General features: G+C 70.2%; 13 protein-coding genes. 7 read left to right on the forward strand and 6 right to left on the reverse strand.

Translation table 11 applies throughout. The features are described 5' to 3' along the window. Positions 1–191 precede the first annotated feature (191 nt). The gene (gene secA, locus ABT114_RS42440; protein WP_351150255.1) at positions 192–3,041 is read left to right on the forward strand and encodes a preprotein translocase subunit SecA; all 2,850 of its coding nucleotides are present in this window, start codon (positions 192–194) and stop codon (positions 3,039–3,041) included. Between the two features lie 175 nt (positions 3,042–3,216). On the opposite strand, the gene ABT114_RS42445 is transcribed toward secA, so the two are convergent. Continuing rightward, on the reverse strand, positions 3,217–3,780 hold the full coding sequence (locus tag ABT114_RS42445) for an Rv3235 family protein (protein ID WP_351150258.1): 564 nt from the start codon (positions 3,778–3,780) through the stop codon (positions 3,217–3,219). A 360-nt stretch (positions 3,781–4,140) separates the two neighbouring features. Here ABT114_RS42445 and ABT114_RS42450 point away from each other — a divergent pair, with 360 nt between their 5' ends. Both ABT114_RS42450 and ABT114_RS42455 read left to right on the forward strand, forming a co-directional pair. Continuing rightward, positions 4,141–4,656, forward strand: a complete 516-nt coding sequence (locus ABT114_RS42450) for a DUF6912 family protein (protein ID WP_351150260.1) — start codon at positions 4,141–4,143, stop codon at positions 4,654–4,656. A gap of 69 nt (positions 4,657–4,725) precedes the next feature. Next, a complete protein-coding gene (locus ABT114_RS42455; protein ID WP_351150263.1) occupies positions 4,726–5,400 on the forward strand; it encodes an HAD family hydrolase in 675 nt (224 codons plus the stop codon). Between the two features lie 154 nt (positions 5,401–5,554). On the opposite strand, the gene ABT114_RS42460 is transcribed toward ABT114_RS42455, so the two are convergent. After that, positions 5,555–6,121 carry a DJ-1/PfpI family protein gene (locus tag ABT114_RS42460; RefSeq protein WP_351150266.1) on the reverse strand — a complete coding sequence of 189 codons (567 nt, stop codon included), beginning with the start codon at positions 6,119–6,121 and terminating at the stop codon, positions 5,555–5,557. An 866-nt stretch (positions 6,122–6,987) separates the two neighbouring features. On the opposite strand from ABT114_RS42460, the gene ABT114_RS42465 reads away from it, so the two are divergent. Next, entirely contained in the window at positions 6,988–11,928 is a 4,941-nt protein-coding gene (locus ABT114_RS42465; RefSeq protein ID WP_351150269.1) for an NAD-glutamate dehydrogenase, read from the forward strand. 153 nt (positions 11,929–12,081) lie between these two features. Beyond that, positions 12,082–13,593, forward strand: coding sequence for a putative glycosyltransferase family protein (locus ABT114_RS42470; RefSeq protein WP_351150272.1), 1,512 nt, complete (start codon positions 12,082–12,084; stop codon positions 13,591–13,593). A gap of 46 nt (positions 13,594–13,639) precedes the next feature. Here the strand turns inward: ABT114_RS42470 and ABT114_RS42475 are convergent, their stop codons facing one another. From ABT114_RS42475 to ABT114_RS42490, 4 genes are all read right to left on the reverse strand, one after another. Continuing rightward, positions 13,640–15,316: a glycosyltransferase family 2 protein gene (locus tag ABT114_RS42475; protein WP_351150275.1), complete on the reverse strand. Its 1,677-nt coding sequence runs from the start codon at positions 15,314–15,316 to the stop codon at positions 13,640–13,642. Further along, positions 15,313–17,523, reverse strand: coding sequence for a CDP-glycerol glycerophosphotransferase family protein (locus ABT114_RS42480; RefSeq protein ID WP_351150278.1), 2,211 nt, complete (start codon positions 17,521–17,523; stop codon positions 15,313–15,315). Before ABT114_RS42480 ends, ABT114_RS42475 begins: the two co-directional genes overlap by 4 nt. Positions 17,524–17,689: 166 nt before the next feature. Beyond that, positions 17,690–18,556: an ABC transporter ATP-binding protein gene (locus ABT114_RS42485; protein ID WP_351150280.1), complete on the reverse strand. Its 867-nt coding sequence runs from the start codon at positions 18,554–18,556 to the stop codon at positions 17,690–17,692. Then, entirely contained in the window at positions 18,549–19,463 is a 915-nt protein-coding gene (locus tag ABT114_RS42490; protein WP_351150283.1) for an ABC transporter permease, read from the reverse strand. The genes ABT114_RS42485 and ABT114_RS42490 overlap by 8 nt, the downstream gene beginning before the upstream one ends. 377 nt (positions 19,464–19,840) lie before the next feature. On the opposite strand from ABT114_RS42490, the gene ABT114_RS42495 reads away from it, so the two are divergent. Continuing rightward, complete coding sequence (locus ABT114_RS42495; RefSeq protein ID WP_351150285.1) at positions 19,841–20,479, forward strand: TetR/AcrR family transcriptional regulator; 639 nt, start codon at positions 19,841–19,843, stop codon at positions 20,477–20,479. A gap of 20 nt (positions 20,480–20,499) precedes the next feature. Then, positions 20,500–20,658 (forward strand): YciI family protein, encoded by a 159-nt coding sequence (locus ABT114_RS42500; RefSeq protein WP_351150288.1) that lies wholly within the window; start codon positions 20,500–20,502, stop codon positions 20,656–20,658. The last annotated feature ends 10 nt before the right edge of the window (positions 20,659–20,668 follow it).

Genomic DNA, 20,668 nt, shown 5'->3' on the forward strand with positions numbered 1-20,668 from the left:
ACATTTCGCGCGATTCGGCGGCAGGGCGCGGCACCATCCGAGGACCCCGGCCGTTGTCCTTATTGAAGACCGCGGTCGTCGTCGCGGCAGGCCTCCCGGCGTGGTGGGGTCCTCGCATACGATGGCCGTTGCTCAGTAAGTCAAATGGAAACCGACCGTCCCAGGCCCGACCGGCAAGGAGACCAACCCCCGTGTCCGTCCTCTCGAAGATCATGCGTGCAGGCGAAGGCAAGATCCTGCGCAAGCTGCACCGCATCGCGGACCAGGTCAACTCCATCGAAGAGGACTTCGTCGACCTCTCCGACGCCGAGCTGCGGGCCCTCACCGATGAGTACAAGCAGCGCTACGCCGACGGTGAGAGCCTGGACGACCTGCTGCCCGAGGCCTTCGCCACCGTGCGGGAGGCCGCCAAGCGCGTCCTCGGCCAGCGGCACTACGACGTCCAGATGATGGGCGGCGCCGCCCTCCACCTCGGCTATGTCGCAGAGATGAAGACCGGTGAGGGCAAGACCCTGGTCGGCACGCTGCCGGCCTATCTGAACGCCCTCTCCGGAGGCGGCGTCCACCTCATCACGGTCAACGACTACCTGGCCGAGCGCGACTCCGAGATGATGGGGCGCGTCCACAAGTTCCTGGGCCTGGAAGTCGGCTGCATCCTCGCCAACATGACGCCGGCCCAGCGCCGCGAGCAGTACGCGTGCGACATCACCTACGGCACGAACAACGAGTTCGGCTTCGACTACCTGCGCGACAACATGGCGTGGTCGCAGGACGAACTCGTTCAGCGCGGTCACAACTTCGCGATCGTCGACGAGGTCGACTCCATCCTCGTCGACGAGGCCCGTACCCCGCTGATCATCTCCGGGCCCGCCGACCAGGCCACCAAGTGGTACGGCGACTTCGCCAAGCTGGTCACGCGCCTGAAGAAGGGCGAGGTGGGCAACCCGCTGAAGGGCGTCGAGGAGACCGGGGACTACGACGTCGACGAGAAGAAGCGCACCGTCGCCATCCACGAGTCCGGCGTAGCCAAGGTCGAGGACTGGCTGGGCATCGACAACCTCTACGAGTCGGTGAACACCCCGCTCGTGGGCTACCTGAACAACGCCATCAAGGCCAAGGAGCTCTTCAAGAAGGACAAGGACTACGTCGTCATCGACGGCGAAGTCATGATCGTCGACGAGCACACCGGCCGTATCCTCGCCGGCCGTCGCTACAACGAGGGCATGCACCAGGCGATCGAGGCGAAGGAAGGGGTGCCGATCAAGGACGAGAACCAGACCCTCGCCACGATCACCCTGCAGAACTTCTTCCGCCTCTACAAGCGCCACGACCAGAACGGCAAGGAACTGCCCGGTCTCTCCGGCATGACCGGTACGGCGATGACCGAGGCCGCCGAGTTCCACCAGATCTACAAGCTCGGCGTCGTCCCGATCCCGACCAACCGGCCGATGGTCCGCAAGGACCAGTCCGACCTGATCTACCGCACCGAGGTCGCGAAGTTCGAGGCGGTTGTCGACGACATCGCCGAGAAGCACGAGAAGGGCCAGCCGATCCTCGTCGGCACGACGTCGGTCGAGAAGTCCGAGTACCTCTCGCAGCAGCTGAGCAAGCGCGGTATTCAGCACGAAGTGCTGAACGCCAAGCAGCACGACCGTGAGGCGACGATCGTCGCCCAGGCCGGCCGCAAGGGCGCCGTCACCGTCGCCACGAACATGGCCGGCCGTGGTACGGACATCAAGCTCGGCGGCAACCCCGACGACCTCGCCGAGGCGGAGCTGCGCCAGCGCGGCCTCGACCCCGAGGAGCACATCGAGGAGTGGGCCGCTGCCCTGCCCGCCGCCCTGGAGAAGGCCGAGCGGGCGGTCAAGGCGGAGTTCGAGGAGGTCAAGGATCTCGGCGGGCTCTACGTCCTCGGTACCGAGCGGCACGAGTCGCGTCGTATCGACAACCAGCTGCGCGGTCGTTCCGGCCGTCAGGGCGACCCCGGCGAGTCCCGCTTCTACCTCTCCCTCGGCGACGACCTGATGCGGCTGTTCAAGGCCCAGATGGTCGAGCGCGTGATGTCGATGGCCAACGTGCCCGACGACGTGCCGATCGAGAACAAGATGGTCACGCGCGCGATCGCGTCCGCCCAGTCGCAGGTCGAGCAGCAGAACTTCGAGACCCGTAAGAACGTCCTGAAGTACGACGAGGTCCTCAACCGGCAGCGCGAGGTCATCTACGGCGAGCGGCGCCGCGTCCTGGAGGGCGAGGACCTGCAGGAGCAGGTGCAGCACTTCACGAACGACACCATCGACGCCTACATCGAGGCGGAGACCGCAGAAGGCTTCCCGGAGGACTGGGACCTCGACCGGCTGTGGGGCGCGTTCAAGCAGCTCTACCCGGTGAAGGTCACCATCGAGGAGCTGGAGGAGGCGGCCGGCGACCGCGCCGGTCTGACCGCCGAGTTCATCTCCGAGTCCATCAAGGACGACATCCGCGAGCAGTACGAGGCGCGTGAGGCGCAGCTCGGCTCCGAGATCATGCGTGAGCTGGAGCGCCGGGTCGTGCTGTCGGTCCTCGACCGCAAGTGGCGCGAGCACCTCTACGAGATGGACTACCTCCAGGAGGGCATCGGCCTGCGCGCGATGGCCCAGAAGGACCCGCTGGTCGAGTACCAGCGCGAGGGCTTCGACATGTTCACCGCGATGATGGAGGGCATCAAGGAGGAGTCCGTCGGCTACCTGTTCAACCTGGAGGTCCAGGTCGAGCAGCAGGTCGAGGAGGTTCCGGTCGAGGACGCCCAGCCGTCGCTGGAGAAGGAGACCCAGGACGCGGTGCCGGCGCAGGCGGGCGCGCGTCCCGAGATCCGCGCCAAGGGCCTGGAGGCCCCGCAGCGCCGGGACCGGCTGCACTTCTCCGCGCCCACCGTGGACGGCGAGGGTGGCATCGTCGAGGGTGACTTCGCCGACGACGAGGAGCCGGTGCGCTCCGAGGCCGACGGCCTCACGCGCGCGGAGCGCCGCAAGCAGGGGCGTGCGGGGCGTCGTCGCAAGAAGTGACGGGCGCGGGCGCTCCGCGAGGAGCGAGTGGCGAGCAGCGAGCACACTGAGCCGTGAGCCGTGAGCCGTGAGCCGTGAGCCGTGAGCCGTGAGCCGTGAGCGCCGAAGGGCCGGACATCCTCCAGGATGTCCGGCCCTTCGGCTTGGGTGGACTCAGCCGGTGGTGAGCCGGTGGTCAGTCGTCGTCCGCGCTCGGCCTGCGTGGGCCGCCCAAGTCCACCGCCGTGCAGCGCCAGCGCTGGTCGGGGCCGAGTTCCAGGCGGAAGGCCATGGCGCGCAGGCGGTCGCCCGCGCCGATGCGAGCGAAGGCCTCGATGGCGCCGGGGCGGGGTTCGTAGTAGCCGATGTCGCGGACGACGGGGCGGGTGCCGTGGGTGGTGCGCAGGGGGCCGCGTTCGGCGAGCCAGGCCAGTTCGTCGTAGGCGCGGCCGATGGTGTGGCGCAGCATGCAGTGCACCGGTCGCAGGCCGCTGAGCACCGCGAGGAGGCGTTCGGCGAAGACGTCGGTGGGACGGGGCTGAGGGACCGGCCTGCGGGGCGTCTGGGTGGGCACTACGGGGGTGCTGAGGGCGGCGGGAGCGGTGCGTGGACGGGAGGCGGTGGCGGAAGTCGGGGGTGTGCGGGAGGGGCCTGTTCCTGGGGCGGTGCGTGTGGGGGTGCCGCCGGGGCGGCGGGTGTCGTGGCGGACCGGCGGGCGGCTGCCGGTGTGCCGGCGGGTCCTGGTCATCACCTTGTTCATGTGCGTCCCCGTTCCATGGGTCCATGGGTTCCACGGCCCGGTCGGTTGTCCGACCCGGGTGATACCGACGAGTAACTTTCGGTGGGGATCTTGTATGGGGTCGCGGGCGGCAGCGGCAAGGAAGCGATCGCCCGGGGCGAACGGCCGGAAGGTTCACCTATCCGGGTGGTCGAGGGGGGCGTGCGGCCGGTGCCTGCGGGGGCGTACCGGGTGAGTTCCGGGGCGCAGGGTGGACGCGTGCAGGGGCATGGGCAGGGACCCGAAAGGGGACTCCCGCACGTATCCTGAAGGCCCTCCGGGAGGTGCGGCCTCCGCCCTCCCCGGGGTCATCCGAGCTCCCGACCACGAAAGCGGCCAGCCATGCGCGTCTACGTCCCCCTGACCCTCTCCGGTCTCGCCGAGGCGTACAAGACGGGTGAGCTGGGGGCGGGACCCCTCGTCGCGTACGCCGTCACGCCCGGCCTGCGCGACTGGTACCTCTCCGACGACATCGAGGAACTGGAGTACGCGGCGCTGAGCCGGGCCGCGCTCGCCTCGCTGCGGCTGCTCGCGGCGGACTCGGGGGCGACGCGGCGGCGGGTCGTGGTCGCCGTCGACGTACCCGACGGTGCGGCGGCCGCCGACCCCGACCGGAGCCTCGACCCGGCAGCGCTCGGCGAGGTGCGGGTCGCCGGGGCCGTGGCGGTGGCCAAGGTGGCCTCCGTGCACGTCGACTCGGGGGACGCGGAGGGGGACGTGGCGGCCGCGGCGGAGGCGCTTTCGGCGGCGGACGACGGGGACGACGACGCGCAGTTCGTCGTGGACGGGGCCGAGGACCATGAGCTGCTGTGGTACGCGACGCAGGAGATCCCGAATCTGGTGGGGCTCGGGGGCTGAGGCGGCCTGCCGCTCGTCTTTGACCTGCTGTTCTCTTGAGTGTCAGTGGCTCCGGGTAGCTTTTGTGGCATGGGGAAGCATGGAGCTGCGCACATTGTCTGGGACTGGAACGGGACGCTGTTCCACGACAATGAGGCGATCATCGGGGCGACGAACGCGGCGTTCGCCGAGCTGGGTCTTGAACCGATCACGCTGGAGCGGTACCGGGCGCTGTACTGCGTGCCGGTGCCGAAGTTCTACGAGCGGCTGATAGGGCGGCTGCCGACCGGCGCCGAGTGGGAGGTCATGGACGAGACCTTCCACCGGTACTACGCCGAGCACCGGGCGACCTGCGGGCTCACCGCGGGAGTGGCCGAGCTGCTCTCGGGGTGGCGGTCGGAGGGGCGGAGCCAGTCGATCCTGAGCATGTACGTGCACGACGAGCTCGTCCCGCTGGTGCGGGGGTTCGGGATCGAGTCGCACTTCCTGCGTGTCGACGGGCGGACCGGGCCCTCCGGGGGCAGCAAGGCCGAGCACATGGTGCGTCACCTCGGGGCGCTCGCCGGGCTTGCCGGGGTGGACCCCGCTCGTACGGTGGTGATCGGGGACGCGGCAGACGACGCGGTGGCCGCGCGGCATGCGGGGGCGCGGGCTGTGCTCTACACCGGGGGGTCGCACAGTCGGGCCAGCCTGGAAGAGGTGGGGGTGCCTGTGGTGGACACGTTGGAGGAGGCGGTGGAGGAGGCGCAGCGGGTGGCTGCGTGAGGGGGTCCGCTGCGTGAGGCTGGCGCGGTGCGCCGTGGCGGGGCTGGGGGTGCGTGGGTGCGTCGGGCCGGGTTGGGCTGGGGGTGCGTGGGTGGCGCCGTGCCCGGTCGGGCTGGGGGTGCGTGGGGGCGGCTCGGGTGCGTAGGTGTGTGGATCAGGTGGCCGGTGCCTTTGCGCGCAGCACCTTCAGGAACTCGCGCATCCAGGCGGGGTGGTCCGGCCAGGCGCGGGAGGAGACCAGGGTGCCGTCGACCACGGCCTCGGTGTCCTGGAAGGTGGCGCCGGCGGCCTGCATGTCGAGTTCCAGCGCCGGGTACGCCGTGACGCGGCGGCCTCGGAGGCCGTCGATCGCCGCGGTGAGCAGGGGGCCGTGGCAGATCTGGGCGACCGGCTTGTCCGTGTCGAAGAACGACTTGAGGATCTTGCGGAGTTCGGGGTCGTTGCGGAGGTACTCGGGGGCGCGGCCGCCGGGGACGACGACTGCGGCGTACTGGCCGGGGTCGACCTCGGAGAAGGCGAGGTCGGCGGGCCAGGTGTAGCCGGGTTTCTCGGTGTAGGTGTCGAAGCCGGGTTCGAAGTCGTGGACGACGAACTGGAGCTTCTTGCAGGTGGGGGCTGCGATGTGGACTTCGTAGCCTTCTTCGCGGAGGCGCTGGTAGGGGTAGAGGACCTCCAGGGACTCTGCTGCGTCGCCGGTGAGGATGAGGATTTTCGCTGGCATGTCGGGAGGCTCCCCTCGGGCGGGCGTGGGCTGTCATGGGCAACGTGCCGCTTGGGGGCGGGGTTGCCAAGAGGCGCGGTCGCTTTCAGGGTGCGCGCAGCTGGGGCCGACGTCGACTTTTCTCGCCCCCGCCGCCCTTACCCGTCCCATCCTCAGGGGCGCAGCCCCTGCACCCCGCCAGGGGCTGCGCCCCTGCACCCCCGTTCGGCCTGAACGGCCTCGTCCTCAAACGCCGGACGGGCTGAATACAGCTCACCCGGCACGGCACGGCACGACACGCCCCCCGGCACGACACCCGCACGCACGACACCCGCACGCACCACACCCGCACGCACCACACCCGCACGCACCACACCCGCACGCACGACACCCACACGCACCACACCCGCACGCACGACTCCCGCGTACGCCCCCACGCACGACCCCCCTCCCCCCGCCCCTGTGCAGACTGTCAAAGTTCCACCCCCTGTTTTGTACACATACGGCTCATGACGGGCCCCCTGTAGGGAGCGATAGCCTTGGTGGCGTGATCAGCGCGATAGCTCGCGGGGGCGTTGTTGTCCCTGCCCTGCGCCCGGGATGCACGGACTACATCCGTGACCGGGCGGCGGTCGCTGGTCTTCGCGGGCGGGACGGGGCTTCCAGGGCTCCCAGGACGCCGTACACACCCCGGACCGAGGCTCGACAGAGAGCAGCGTCACACCCCGTGGGAGTGTCGAACATGGCTGATAAACCCGCGCTCATCTCACCTTGCGGCATAGCGTCGGAGCAGACCGGAGACCCCGCGTCGCGGCGTTACGCCGGAAGGCAAGGGACCGTACTTCCTTCTACGTCACGCAACGGCGCGCGACAGGAGTCAGAGGACAATGCAGACCAAGCTGGACGAAGCCAAGGCCGAGCTGCTCGAGAGGGCCGCCCGGGTCGCTGAGAACAGCCCGGTCGGGGGGCACCTACCGACTGGGACGACGAGCGAGGGGGCCCCGGACCGGGACTCCGTGCTCGCGTTCCTCCAGCGCTACTACCTGCACACCGCCCCGGAGGACCTCAGCGGCCGTGACCCGGTCGACGTCTTCGGAGCCGCCGTCTCCCACTACCGGCTGGCGGAGAACCGGCCGCAGGGCACCGCCAACGTCCGGGTGCACACCCCGACGGTCGAGGAGAACGGCTGGACCTGCAGCCACTCTGTCGTCGAGGTCGTCACCGACGACATGCCCTTCCTCGTGGATTCGGTGACCAACGAGCTGACTCGGCAGGGGCGTGGGATTCACGTCGTCATTCACCCCCAGGTCGTCGTCCGGCGCGATGTCACCGGCAAGCTCGTCGAGGTGCTCACTGACCCGCCCGCCGGTGAGCTGCCGCACGACGCACACATCGAGTCCTGGATCCACGTCGAGATCGACCGTGAGACCGACCGCGCCGACCTGAAGCAGATCACCGCCGATCTGCTGCGGGTGCTCTCCGACGTCCGCGAGACCGTCGAGGACTGGGAGAAGATGCGGGACGCGGCCATCCGTGTCGCCGACGGGCTGCAGAGCGAGCCCGTGCCCGGTGATCTGGCCCGGCCCGAGGTCGAGGAGGCCCGCGAGCTGCTGCGCTGGCTGGCCGCCGACCACTTCACCTTCCTCGGCTACCGCGAGTACGAGCTGCGCGGGGACGACTCCCTCGTCGCCGTCCCGGGGACAGGCCTCGGCATCCTGCGTTCCGACCCGCACCACGCCGGTGACGAGGGCCACCCCGTGAGCCCCTCCTTCGAGCGGCTCCCCGCCGACGCCCGCGCCAAGGCCCGCGAGCACAAGCTCCTCGTCCTGACCAAGGCGAACAGCCGGTCCACCGTGCACCGGCCGTCGTACCTCGACTACGTGGGTGTGAAGAAGTTCGACGCGGACGGCAATGTCGTCGGCGAGCGGCGTTTCCTCGGGCTGTTCTCCTCCGCCGCCTACACCGAGTCCGTGCGCCGTGTGCCGGTCATCCGGCGCAAGGTCGACGACGTCCTGCACCGCGCCGGCTTCTCGCCCGACAGTCACGACGGGCGCGACCTGCTCCAGATCCTGGAGACGTACCCGCGTGACGAGCTCTTCCAGACGCCGGTCGACGAGCTCCAGTCCATCGTCACGTCCGTGCTGTACCTGCAGGAACGCAGGCGGCTGCGGCTGTATCTGCGCCAGGACGAGTACGGGCGCTACTACTCCGCCCTCGTCTACCTGCCCCGCGACCGCTACACCACCGGTGTCCGGCTGCGCATCATCGACATCCTGAAGGAGGAGCTCGGCGGCACCAGCGTCGACTTCACCGCCTGGAACACCGAGTCGATCCTGTCCCGGCTGCACTTCGTCGTGCGTGTTCCGCAGGGCACCGAGCTGCCCCAGCTCAGCGACGCCGACAAGGAGCGCATCGAGGCACGGCTGGTGGAGGCCGCGCGGTCCTGGGCCGACGCGTTCGCCGAGGCGATGAACGCCGAGTGCGGCGAGGAGCGGGCCGCCGAGCTGCTGCGCCGCTACAACAACGCCTTCCCCGAGGGCTACAAGGCCGACCACACGCCGCGCGCCGCGGTCGCCGACCTCGGCCACCTCGAACGCCTCAGCGAGGAGGCGGGCAACGACTTCTCGCTCAGCCTGTACGAGCCGGTCGGCGCCGCCCCCGACGAGCGCCGCTTCAAGATCTACCGCAAGGGCGCCGCCATCTCCCTCTCCGCTGTGCTGCCGGTTCTCAACCGGCTCGGCGTCGAGGTGATCGACGAGCGGCCGTACGAACTGCGCTGCGCGGACCGTTCGAGCGCCTGGATCTACGACTTCGGCCTGCGCATTCCCAAGTCGATGGGCGGCGGCAACGGCGACTACCTCGGTGACGGCGGCCGTGAGCGCTTCCAGAAGGCGTTCGAGGCCACCTGGACCGGCAAGGCGGAGAACGACGGCTTCAACGCCCTCGTGCTGAGCGCCGGGCTGGACTGGCGGCAGGCGATGGTGCTGCGGGCGTACGCCAAGTACCTGCGCCAGGCGGGCTCCACCTTCAGCCAGGACTACATGGAGGACACCCTCCGCAACAACGTCCACACGACCCGACTCCTCGTCTCCCTCTTCGAGGCGCGGATGGCGCCCGAGCGCCAGCGCGCGGGCCTCGAGATCGTCGACGCCCTCCTCGAAGAGCTCGAAGCCGCCCTCGACCAGGTGGCCTCCCTCGACGAGGACCGGATCCTGCGGTCCTTCCTCACCGTCATCAAGGCGACCCTGCGCACGAACTTCTTCCAGGAGGCCGCGGCCGGCAAGCCGCACGACTACGTCTCCATGAAGTTCGACCCGCAGGCGATCCCCGACCTGCCGGCGCCGCGCCCGGCGTTCGAGATCTGGGTGTACTCGCCGCGGGTGGAAGGCGTGCACCTGCGCTTCGGCAAGGTCGCGCGGGGCGGGCTGCGCTGGTCCGACCGGCGTGAGGACTTCCGTACCGAGATCCTCGGCCTGGTCAAGGCGCAGATGGTCAAGAACACCGTCATCGTGCCCGTCGGCGCCAAGGGCGGCTTCGTCGCCAAGCAGCTGCCGGACCCGGCCGTCGACCGGGACGCGTGGCTGGCCGAGGGCATCGCCAGCTACCAGACCTTCATCTCGGCGCTGCTCGACATCACCGACAACATGGTCGCCGGTGAGGTCGTGCCCCCGGCGGACGTCGTGCGGCACGACGAGGACGACACCTACCTGGTGGTCGCGGCCGACAAGGGCACGGCGACGTTCTCGGACATCGCCAACGAGGTCGCGCAGTCGTACAACTTCTGGCTCGGCGACGCCTTCGCCTCCGGTGGCTCGGCCGGCTACGACCACAAGGCCATGGGCATCACCGCCCGTGGCGCCTGGGAGTCCGTGAAGCGGCACTTCCGGGAGCTGGGCGTGAACACCCAGGTCGAGGACTTCACGGTCGTCGGCATCGGCGACATGTCCGGCGACGTGTTCGGCAACGGCATGCTGCTGAGCGAGCACATCCGCCTGGTCGCCGCCTTCGACCACCGGCACATCTTCATCGACCCCACCCCGGACGCGGCCACCTCCTACGCCGAGCGCCGCCGCCTGTTCGAGCTGCCGCGCAGCTCGTGGGCCGACTACAACAGCGAGCTCATCTCCGCGGGCGGCGGTGTCTTCCCGCGCACGGCGAAGGCCATCCCGGTCAACGGCCACATCCGCGAGGCCCTCGGCATCGAGGCCAAGGTCCTCAAGATGACCCCCGCCGACCTGATGAAGGCCATCCTCCAGGCCCCGGTGGACCTGCTGTGGAACGGCGGCATCGGCACGTACGTCAAGGCGTCCACCGAGACCCACGCGGACGTCGGTGACAAGGGCAACGACGCCATCCGCGTCGACGGCCGCGACCTGCGCGTCAAGGTCGTCGGCGAGGGCGGCAACCTGGGCCTGACCCAGCTGGGCCGGATCGAGTTCGCGCGGCAGGGCGGCCGGATCAACAACGACGCCATCGACAACAGCGCGGGCGTGGACACCTCCGACCACGAGGTGAACATCAAGATCCTGCTCAACGGCCTGGTCGCGGACGGCGACATGACCGTCAAGCAGCGCAACAAGCTGCTCGCCGACATGACCGACGAGGTCGGCAGCCTGGTCCTGCGCAACAACTACGCGCAGAACACGGCGATCGCCAACGCCCTCGCCCAGTCCAAGGACATGCTCCACGCGCAGCAGCGCTTCATCCGCCACCTGGTGCGCGAGGGCCACCTCGACCGGGCGCTGGAGTTCCTGCCCACCGACCGCCAGATCCGCGAGCGACTCGGCTCCGGCCAGGGCCTGACCAGCCCGGAAACGGCCGTCCTGCTGGCGTACACGAAGATCACGGTCGCCGAGGAACTGCTGCACACCTCGCTGCCCGACGACCCGTACCTGCGCAGCCTGCTGCACGCGTACTTCCCGACGGCGCTGCGCGAGCAGTTCTCCGAGCGCATCGACAACCACCCGCTGCGCCGTGAGATCACCACGACCGTGCTGGTCAACGACACGGTCAACACGGGCGGTACGACCTACCTGCACCGGCTGCGCGAGGAGACCGGCGCCTCGCTGGAGGAGATCGTGCGTGCGCAGACCGTGGCCCGCGCGATCTTCCGCTCGGCGCCCGTGTGGGACGCGGTCGAGGCGCTGGACAGCAAGGTCGAGGCCGACGTCCAGACCCGGATCCGGCTGCACTCGCGCCGCCTGGTCGAGCGCGGCACGCGCTGGCTGCTCAACAACCGGCCGCAGCCGCTCCAGCTCGCCGAGGCCGTCGACTTCTTCGCCGAGCGGGTCGAGCAGGTCTGGCAGCAGCTGCCGAAGCTGCTGCGCGGCGCGGACGTGGAGTGGTACCAGCACATCTACGACGAGCTGACGGGCGCGGGCGTCCCGGACGAGCTGGCCACGCGCGTGGCCGGGTTCTCCTCCGCCTTCCCGGCGCTCGACGTGGTCTCGGTGGCCGACCGCATGGGCAAGGAGCCGCTGGACGTCGCCGAGGTCTACTACGACCTCGCCGACCGTCTGCACATCACCCAGCTCATGGACCGCATCATCGAGCTGCCCCGCGCCGACCGCTGGCAGTCCATGGCCCGCGCCTCGATCCGCGAGGACCTGTACGCGGCCCACGCGGCCCTCACCGCGGACGTCCTCGCCGTCGGTAACGGCACCTCGACTCCCGAGCAGCGCTTCAAGGCGTGGGAGGAGAAGAACGCGGCGATCCTCGGCCGGGCGCGCGCGACGCTGGAGGAGATCCAGAGCTCGGACACGTTCGACCTCGCCAACCTGTCGGTGGCGATGCGGACGATGCGGACGCTGCTGCGGACGCATTCGTAGCAAGTAGGAATACGTCGACGGGGGCGCCCCGGGCCGGTCTGGCTCGGGGCGCCCCGTTTCTACTGCCACCGTGCGGAGAATTTGCCTTTCCCTCCAATTGGGATGATTCGCTTAAAGTGGCGCGTAAGGTGGCGCGCGTGACGGTGAATCAGGATGCGCGGCGCGCCTTCTAGGGCGACGGCGGCCGTTCCGCCGGCGGCCGCCGCGCTCGTGCTCGGCCTCATGGTCCTGGTGATCGTCCGTCTCCCGTGGGCGGGCGATCTCGGCATGCACGCGGCGACCGTCGAACGCCTGCGCCACAACCTCCTCGACCCGGGCAACCCGCTGGTCGACGCGGACACGCCGAGCCCGTACTACTCGCCGTGGATGCTGCTGCTGGGGTGCGTCGCGCGGGTGACGGGACTGTCGGTCTTCGTCGTCCTGCGCATCGGAGCGGTCGTCGGACTCGCGCTGCTCGTGACCGGGGTCCAGCGGTACGTGCGGACCCTGAGCCGGCATCCCGTGGCGCCGGCGCTCGTGCTGCTGTGCCTGCTGTTTCTGTGGGGCACGGCGTTGTTCGAGTGGAGCGGGTTCCTCGGTCTCAACTCCCTCGCGTTGACGGTGTCGTATCCGAGTGTGTTCACCCTGGGGCTCGCCTTTCACTTCTGGGCGTGGCTGGCGCGGGCGGTGCATTCGTCCGGGAGTTTCGGGAGTTTCGGGAGTTTCGGGAGTTCTGGGGGGTGGGGGGACTGGCTCGGGCTCGGGGTGCTGTGGGCGGTGATCCTGCTCTGCCACCAGTTCTCGGGCGTCGTCGCCTCGCTGGGCGCGCTCGCCACGGTGCTCGCGGCGCGGCCGCGGCCCGCGCGGGCGGTGTGGGCGCGGCCGGCGGCGGGGCTCGCGCTGGGGGTGGTGGTGCTGTGGCTGTGGCCGTACTACGACTTCTTCGCGCTGTTCGGGGCCGGTGCGGATCTGGAGTCGGTGCACCGGGCGCTGTACCGGGACCCGGTCGGGCGGTTCGGGCTGGTGCTGGTGGGGGTGGTGGCGCTGGGGCTGCGGTGGCGGCGGGACCGGTGGGATCCGCTGGTGCTGTTCTTCGGGCTGGGGGTCGTGGTGTGCGCGGGGGGCTGGCTGAGCGGGCACTACTCGTGGGGGCGTGCGCTGCCCGCCGTACTGATTCCGGCGCAGGTCGCCGCCGCCCTGGAAGTGGTGGCGGCCGGGCGGCGGAGTGTGCGGGTGGCGTGGGCGTGTGTGCTCGGCGCGGCGCTGCTGGTGGGGGCGTGGACGCAGGCCGGGACGCTGGGGTACGTGGTGGGGCGGGAGCGGCTGCCGGAGGTGGTCGCGGCGAAGTACCGGGAGCCTTGGGTGGGGTACCGGTGGATCACGCCGTGGGTGAAGTACGGGGATGTGGTGCTGGCGCGGACGTCCGCGGCGCGGCAGATCCCGGCGTACGGGCCGTACACCGTGGCTCCCGGGTATCCCGACTTCTTCCTCTCGGACGAGGGGCGGCGGGTGGCCGCGGTGCGCAGGTACTTCGCGGCGGGGACGGCGGACGGGGTGCGGCGGGACATCGTGAAGTCGTACGGGGTGCGGTGGGTGGTGGCCCGGGGGGCGGTGCGGGGGGCCGGTGAACTGCGCGAGGTGACTCGGGGGCCGGGCGGGCAGGTGCTGTACGTCGTCGTGCCGTGAGTGGACTTCGCCCCGCCGCCCTGCCCATGGGCGCTGATGTCTTCCCTCACCTCAGTGCGCTTCTCACCAGCCGGGCCGCTCTCCTCACCCTCGGCCGTGCCACCTTGCGCGCCAGCGGTCGTACGACCCGTGCCGTCACGCCCACCGGGCGCCACCGCACCTGCAGGCGGCCCGGGCCGCGGCCCTCCGGTTCCACCGTGACCTGGTGGAAGGACGTGCCGGAGCGGTAGGCGATGTGGGCCGTGACGGTGGGGAAGGTGAGGGGAGCCAGGAGGAGGGCGGTGTGCGGCATGCCCTGCTGTTCGATGCGGAGCACCGGGTGGCGGACGCCGGCGAAGCCCCGGATGGGCAGGGGGGCCGTCGCGAGGTCGAGGTGGACGCGGCCCTCGAAGACGCCGGGGCGGACCGGGAGCAGGCGGAAGGGGACCGTGAGGCGTCGTCCTGGCGCGAGGAGGAGGCAGGCGCGGTGGGGGCCGACGGCCAGGCGCAGGCCCGGGTCGTACGTCCGTATGGCCAGGTCGAGCGAGGCGCCCGGCCCCGGGGTCAGCTCCGTGATCTCGTGGCGGAACTGCGCGCTCGGGAAGGGCCGCGTGTCCAGTTCCAGGTCGGAGACGTCCAGTTCGCGGCGGGCATCCGGGGACTGCGGGACCGTGTCGCCCCAGTACGTCCTGCCCTGCGCGTCCGCAGTCACCGTCCTCGGGGACACGCCATGGCCCAGGCCTCGGGCCGCCAGCCGGGCCTCCGCCAAGTGCCCCTCGCGGATCAGCTGGAGGACCACACGCTCCGCGCGCGGGAGGCGGGCGTACGCACCCGGTGCCAGCGTCGCCAGATACGGGTTCACGATCTCCGCGAACGACGCCAGCCACTCCTCGTCCCGGTAGGGCAGGTCGCCGGCGTACATGCGGAAGTCGTGCTTGAGGAACTTGTAGTCCTTGTCCTCACGCAGCGACTCGTGCCCGCTCTCGGCCAGGAAGGCGTCGATCAGCCGCTGCACATGGACGCGGTCGCCGACGTTGCTGAGCTTGTGCCGCTGGTTGGAGATCGACCGCGACTCCGAGTCCGCGTACGGCTCGATGTACCAGCGGTAGACCGGCTCCGGGATGACGGTGAACTCCTTGGCCAGGCAGTACGCCTGGGCCGTGAACAGCTGGTCCTCGTAGTGGATGCCCTCGGGGAAGCGCAGGCCGTGGCGGTCGAGGAAGGTGCGCGCGTACATCTTGCTCGTCGACAGGTGCTCGAACAGCAGGCGCGGGTCGGCCTCGATGCCCTCCACCGTGCGCCGCTCGGCGACCAGGTGCGGCATCCAGGTCGAACGGCGCCCGGTGTCCGTGCGCACCCGCTGCACCGCGCCCATCACGAAGTCGACCTCGCGCTCACGGTGCGCCGCGAGGAGCAACTCCACCGCGTCGGCGGGGAGTTCGTCGTCGCTGTCCAGGAACATCAGGTACGGCGCCCGGGCGATCTCCAGCGCGCGGTTGCGCGGGGCGCTGCAACCGCCGCTGTTCTCCGGCAGCCGCAGGAGCAGGATGCGCGGGTCCTCGGCCGCCAGTCGCCGGGCCACTTCCGGTGTGTCGTCGGTCGAGTGGTCGTCGCTGATGATGATCTCGATGTCGGCGTGCGTCTGCCGGCGCAGTGAGGCGACGGCGCGGGGGAGGCGTTCGGCGTCGTTGTAGACGATCACCGTGACGGTGACATCGGGGGTCGCCTCGGGCAGCGTGGTCATCGGGCGCTCGCCTCCTCCGGGGTCGGGGCCGGGATCCGTTCGTCGACCGGGATCACCGGTGGCAGGGACTTCTCGTGCTCGCCGAGGAAGACGCGCCGTACGACCCGTTCGGCGGCGCGTCCGTCGTCGTACTCGCAGAAGCGGCGTCGGAAGGCGGCCCGCGCCTTCGCCGCGCCCTCGTCGCGCCAGGCGCCCGAGGCGAAGACCTCGGTCAGTTCCTCCTGGGTGCGGGCCACCTGGCCCGGCGCCTCGGCCATCAGGTCGAAGTAGACGCCTCGGGTCGTCGCGTACGTCTCCCAGTCGTCGGCGTAGATCACGATCGGGCGGTCGAGGTTGGCGTAGTCGAACATGATGGACGAGTAGTCCGTGACCAGCGCGTCGGCGGCCAGCGCGAGTTCCTCGACCGGGTCGTAGGAGGAGACGTCGATGATCCGGCCCGCGCGGCGCAGGCCCGTCAGGGGGGTCGCCGAGCCGTCGTAGAAGTAGTGGCCGCGGACGAGGAGGACGGTGTCCTCGCCGAGGTGGTCGGCGAGGGCGGCGAGGTCCAGGCGCGGGGTCCAGCCGGCCTCGTAGTCGCGGTGGGTGGGGGCGTAGAGGATGGCTCGCCGGCCGGGAGCGATGCCCAGGCGTTCGCGGACGGCGAGGACGTCCGCCGCCGTGGCGCAGTAGTAGACGTCGTTGCGCGGATAGCCGTGGTCCAAGGAGGCGAAGCGGGACGGGTACGCGCGTTCCCACATGCGGGTGGAGTGGCTGTTGGCGGAGACGCTGTAGTCCCACTTGTCGATGCGGGCCAGCAGGGCGGCGAAGTCCATGCCCTTGGCGGCGGCCGGGAAGCGCATCTGGTCCAGGCCCATACGCTTGAGGGGGGTGCCGTGGTGGGTCTGGAGGTGGACCGCGTCCGGGCGTTTGACCACCGCGTTGGCGAAGTTGACGTTGTTGACCAGGTACTTGGCCGTCGCCAGGACCTCCCAGTAGCGGCGGGTGCCGGGGGCGACGTGGTCCGTGCCGGGCGGGAGGAGCGCTTCGTTCTTCGGCGAGACCACCCACACCGGGTGGATGTGCGGGGCGAGTTCGGAGAGCTTCGCGGCGATCGCGGCCGGGTTACAGGTGACCCCGCGGTTCCAGTAGGCGGAGAAGACGGCCAGGTCCGGGTCGACCGGGCGGCCGAGCGCCCTGCGGTACTGGTGGTCGCGAAGCTTCGCACCGAGCTTGCGCCTGCGGGCCCGGACGGCCGATCTGGCCGCGCGGCGCGTGCGGTTGGCGGCCTGGAACGCGCGGTACTTGGTGTAGGCGCCCTCTTCGAGGAGGGAACGGCGAACGCCTTCGAGGCCGGCCGGGTGACGGTGGTGCTCCGGGCGCCGGCGGACCGCCGCGAGCGACGCCCGGCGGAAGAACTCCCGGGCCACCGCCTCCGGCATCGCCGAGCGGGCGAATGTGCGCAGGCAGTCCTGGACCATCACGTCGTAGAGGACGGCGTGGGGGCCGGGACGGTCCTGCGTGGTGCGGGCGAGGAGCGTCTCGTAGCGGTCGATCAGGGCGTAACGGTCGTCCGGGGTGAGCGGCGGGAGACTCTCGGGGCGCAACTCGCGGTGTTCGTACGCGATCTGGGGGAGGCAGGCGACGTGGTCGGCGTGCAGGAGGGCGGCATACGCGGCGAACGGCTCGTCGTCCGTGGTGAGGTCCTCCTCGTGCGCCCGCCAGAAGTCGGCGCGGATCGCGCGGTTGCCGAGCAGCGGGGCGAGGCGCAGGAGGTGCGGGGCGTCGTTCAGGGCGTGGGCGGTCCGGCCCGCGCGGGCCAGCAGGCGGCCGTCCTTGGAGGGCCTTTGGGGCGTCTGCCAGGTGGAGTGGACGTGGTCGAAGAGCAGGATGTCCACCGTGTCCGGCAACTCCGCCAGCTCAGCGGCGCGCTCGGCGACCGTGCGCGGGGCGCCCGTGGGCAGTCCGTCCCTGGCGTGGACGAAGTGCAGCCAGCGGCCGGACGCCCGTGCGGCCCCCGCGGCCCTGGCCTCGGCGTCTCCCGTGCCGTCCGGCAGGGGCAGCACCGTCAGCTCGGGTGCGTGCCCCTGGGCGGTCTCGCGGGCCCAGGCGCCGACCGCGGCGACGATCACCTCGACGTCCGGGAGGGGGTGGGCGGCCAGGCCGTCGAGGAGGGCGGTCAAGTGCCCCTGGGTGTTAGGGCCGTGGACGATGACGCTGAGCTCGGGCATCGCGGTGGACTCCTTCGCATGGTGACGTCTCGTCGTCGTCCGCCTTGTCGTCGGCCGGGCGTCCCCTTCTGGTTCATAGTGGCATTAGTCGGATGAATGGATCGGGTGTGATTGGGCCGATCGTGTCAGGTGTGCTGGTTGTGCTGGTCGTGTCGGGTGTTGCGGATCAGGAGGGAAGGGCGACCTTCTCCCGCCGCGGTTCCGGGCGTGCCTCCCGGAGCGGCCGGGGCGCCTTGCCCGTGCCGTTCGTGAACGCCTCGTACTCCTTCATGACCTCGTCCGTCGGACCGTCCATGAGCAGCTCGCCGCGCTCCAGCCACAGGACGCGGTCGCAGGTGTCGCGGATCGACTTGCTGCTGTGGCTGACCAGGAACACCGTGCCCGCCTCCTTGCGCAGCTCGCGGATCCGCTGCTCGGAACGCCGTTGGAAGGAGCGGTCACCGGTGGCCAGTGCCTCGTCGATGAGGAGGACGTCGTGGTCCTTGGCGGCGGCGATGGAGAAGCGCAGCCGGGCACCCATGCCGGAGGAGTACGTCCGCATGGGGAGGCTGATGAAGTCGCCCTTCTCGTTGATGCCGGAGAAGTCGACGATCTCCTGGTAGCGCTCCTTGATCTGCTCCCGGGACATGCCCATGGCCAGGCCGCCGAGGTAGACGTTGCGCTCGCCGGTCAGGTCGCCCATCAGGGCCGCGTTGACACCGAGGAGCGAGGGCTGGCCGTCGGTGTAGATCCTGCCGCTCTCCACCGGAAGCAGGCCGGCGACCGCCTTGAGCAGGGTCGACTTGCCGGAGCCGTTGGTGCCGATCAGACCGATCGCCTCGCCCTTGTACGCGACGAACGACACCTCCTTCACCGCGTGCACCTTGCGCACGCCCGCCGCCCTCTCGGCCTTCTCGCGGCGCATCATGCGGTTGAGGGCGGCGGTCGCGGAGCCGCGGCCGGCGCCGGTGCCGTTGACCCGGTAGACGATGTCGACGTGGTCGGCGACGACGGTGGGGATCTGCGCGTTCACGGAAGTCGAGTTCTCAGCCACGGCCGTACGTCTCCTCAGCCTTCCAGAAGTAGATGAAGCCGCCGACTCCGGCGAGCAGCGCCCAGCCCGTCGCGACCAGCCACACGTGGGGCGGCAGCTGGCCGGCGTGGAAGCTGTCGATCAGGGCGAAGCGCATCAGGTCGATGTAGACCGCGGCCGGGTTGCACTGGAGTGCCGTCATCGCCCAGTGGGGCAGATCGTCCTTGCTGAGCACCTTGTCGATGCTCCACATCACGCCCGAGACGTACATCCAGGTGCGCAGGATGAACGGCATCAGCTGGGCGATGTCCGGCGTCTTCGCACCCATCCGGGCCACGATCAACGAGACGCCGGCGTTGAAGGTGAACTGCAGCACCAGGGCGGGCACCGCCAGCACCCAGGACATGCTGACGGGCACGCCGAAGCAGAGCAGGATGACGATCAGCGCGGCCATCGAGAACAGCAGCTGCTGCAGCTGCTGGAGGCAGAAGGAGATCGGCAGCGCGGCCCGCGGGAAGTGCAGGGCCCGTACGAGGCCGAGGTTGCCGGAGATCGCCCGCGTGCCCGCCATGATCGAGCTCTGTGTGAACTGCCAGATGAACACGCCCGTAACCAGGAAGGGCACGAAGTCCGGCACGCCGTGAGAGGTGCCCAGCAGCAGGCCGAAGATGAAGTAGAACACCGCCGCGTTCAGCAACGGGTTCATCACCTGCCAGAGCTGGCCCAGCTTCGCCTGGCTGTACTGGGCGGTGAGCTTGGCGGTGGCGAAGGCGTTGATGAAGTGGCGTCGCGCCCACAGTTGGCGGATGTACTCGGGCAGGGAGGGGCGGGCACCGCTGACCGCGAGACCGTGGCGGGCGGCCAGGGCCGGGAGGTCGTCGTCGGCCGGGGCCGGTGCGGGGGGCGGTGTGTGGAGGACCTGGCTCACATCCGCTGCTTTCGTTCGGGGGAGGGGGTGCGCGCGTCCGGCTCGCGCCGGGTCCGTGGGCCCGGAGTTCCTTACGCTCTTCTTAACGATTTCTCACGTCGGGACGGGACCGTATCGTCGCAACGTGAGCGTAGGCCGAGTCGGCGTCGGAACGCAACCGTTTCGTCGTGACGAGCTACGCGAGGACGAGACCGTATCGACGCAAGGACGAGACCGTTTCGTCGCGGTGACGAGACTCTGGCGTCGAGGGGACGGGATCGTGGCGTCGTGGCGACGAGGCCGTGGCGTTGCGAGGGCGAGACGGTAGCGTCGCGGGGACGGGCCCGTTGCGTCGCTACGTGTTGCGTGGGGACGGAACCGTATCGTCGTAACGCCCTATGCTGGTCCGCATGACGACGAACGCCGACGGGCCCCAGACGCGTCCGCGCCGCCGCACCCCTGCGGGAGCTGCCGTACTCCGCGAGGATGTGACGGAAGCCATCCGCGCGGCCGTCTTCGAGGAGCTCGCAGCCGTCGGCTACGCGCGGATGTCCATAGAGGGCATCGCCCGCCGGGCGGGCGTCGGCAAGACGGCGGTGTACCGCCGCTGGCGCTCCAAGCTGCACCTCGTCCTCGACGTGGTCTCGGCGATCGCCATGCAGGGCCTGCCCACCCCGGACACGGGCTCCCTCGAGGGTGATCTGCGACTGCTGTACGAGATGACCTCCCGTGCGCTGCGCCACCCCGTGGCCTCGCAGATCATCCCGGACCTCCAGGCCGAGGCGGCCCGCAACCCCGAGATCGCCGAGGCCATGCAGAAGGCCCTGCGGGAGGGGCAGGAGGGCGTCGCCAGCGGGATCGTCGCGGCGGCGGAGCGGCGCGGCGAGGTCCGTCCGGGCATCGACGAGGAGCTCGCCCTCGACCTGATTTCGGGCCCCCTGTACTGGCGTTCGGTGGTGATCCGCAGCGCGAAGCTCCCGAAGGGATACTTGGGGGCCTTGGCGCGAGCGACCAGTGAGGCGCTCAAGGCGCTCTGACTGGAGGGCCCAAGAGAGTAGTGATCGCCGAGGACAACGCCCTCCTCGTGTTCACCGTGGATCGTCCGGAACTGGAGGACGTCATGCGCGACGACCCGTACTACCACCGCACCCCGGGTGTCGAGGTCCGTTCGATCCGTGAATGGACCCCGGTCGTGGGCGCCCCGGAATCCGCCTAGGTATCCGCGC

Source organism: Streptomyces sp. NPDC002088 (assembly GCF_040296605.1).
In the GTDB taxonomy this organism is placed as follows: Bacteria; Actinomycetota; Actinomycetes; order Streptomycetales; family Streptomycetaceae; genus Streptomyces.

Excerpts from the sequence above, each read along its gene's own strand:
- ABT114_RS42465 (WP_351150269.1), top strand. The coding sequence starts at position 6,988 with ATGCAGACCAAGCTGGACGAAGCCAAGGCCGAGCTGCTCGAGAGGGCC.
- ABT114_RS42445 (WP_351150258.1), bottom strand. The coding sequence starts at position 3,780 with ATGAACAAGGTGATGACCAGGACCCGCCGGCACACCGGCAGCCGCCCG.
- ABT114_RS42455 (WP_351150263.1), top strand. The coding sequence starts at position 4,726 with ATGGGGAAGCATGGAGCTGCGCACATTGTCTGGGACTGGAACGGGACG.
- ABT114_RS42475 (WP_351150275.1), bottom strand. The coding sequence starts at position 15,316 with ATGACCACGCTGCCCGAGGCGACCCCCGATGTCACCGTCACGGTGATC.
- ABT114_RS42460 (WP_351150266.1), bottom strand. The coding sequence starts at position 6,121 with ATGCCAGCGAAAATCCTCATCCTCACCGGCGACGCAGCAGAGTCCCTG.
- ABT114_RS42495 (WP_351150285.1), top strand. The coding sequence starts at position 19,841 with ATGCTGGTCCGCATGACGACGAACGCCGACGGGCCCCAGACGCGTCCG.
- ABT114_RS42480 (WP_351150278.1), bottom strand. The coding sequence starts at position 17,523 with ATGCCCGAGCTCAGCGTCATCGTCCACGGCCCTAACACCCAGGGGCAC.
- ABT114_RS42450 (WP_351150260.1), top strand. The coding sequence starts at position 4,141 with ATGCGCGTCTACGTCCCCCTGACCCTCTCCGGTCTCGCCGAGGCGTAC.
- ABT114_RS42470 (WP_351150272.1), top strand. The coding sequence starts at position 12,082 with ATGCGCGGCGCGCCTTCTAGGGCGACGGCGGCCGTTCCGCCGGCGGCC.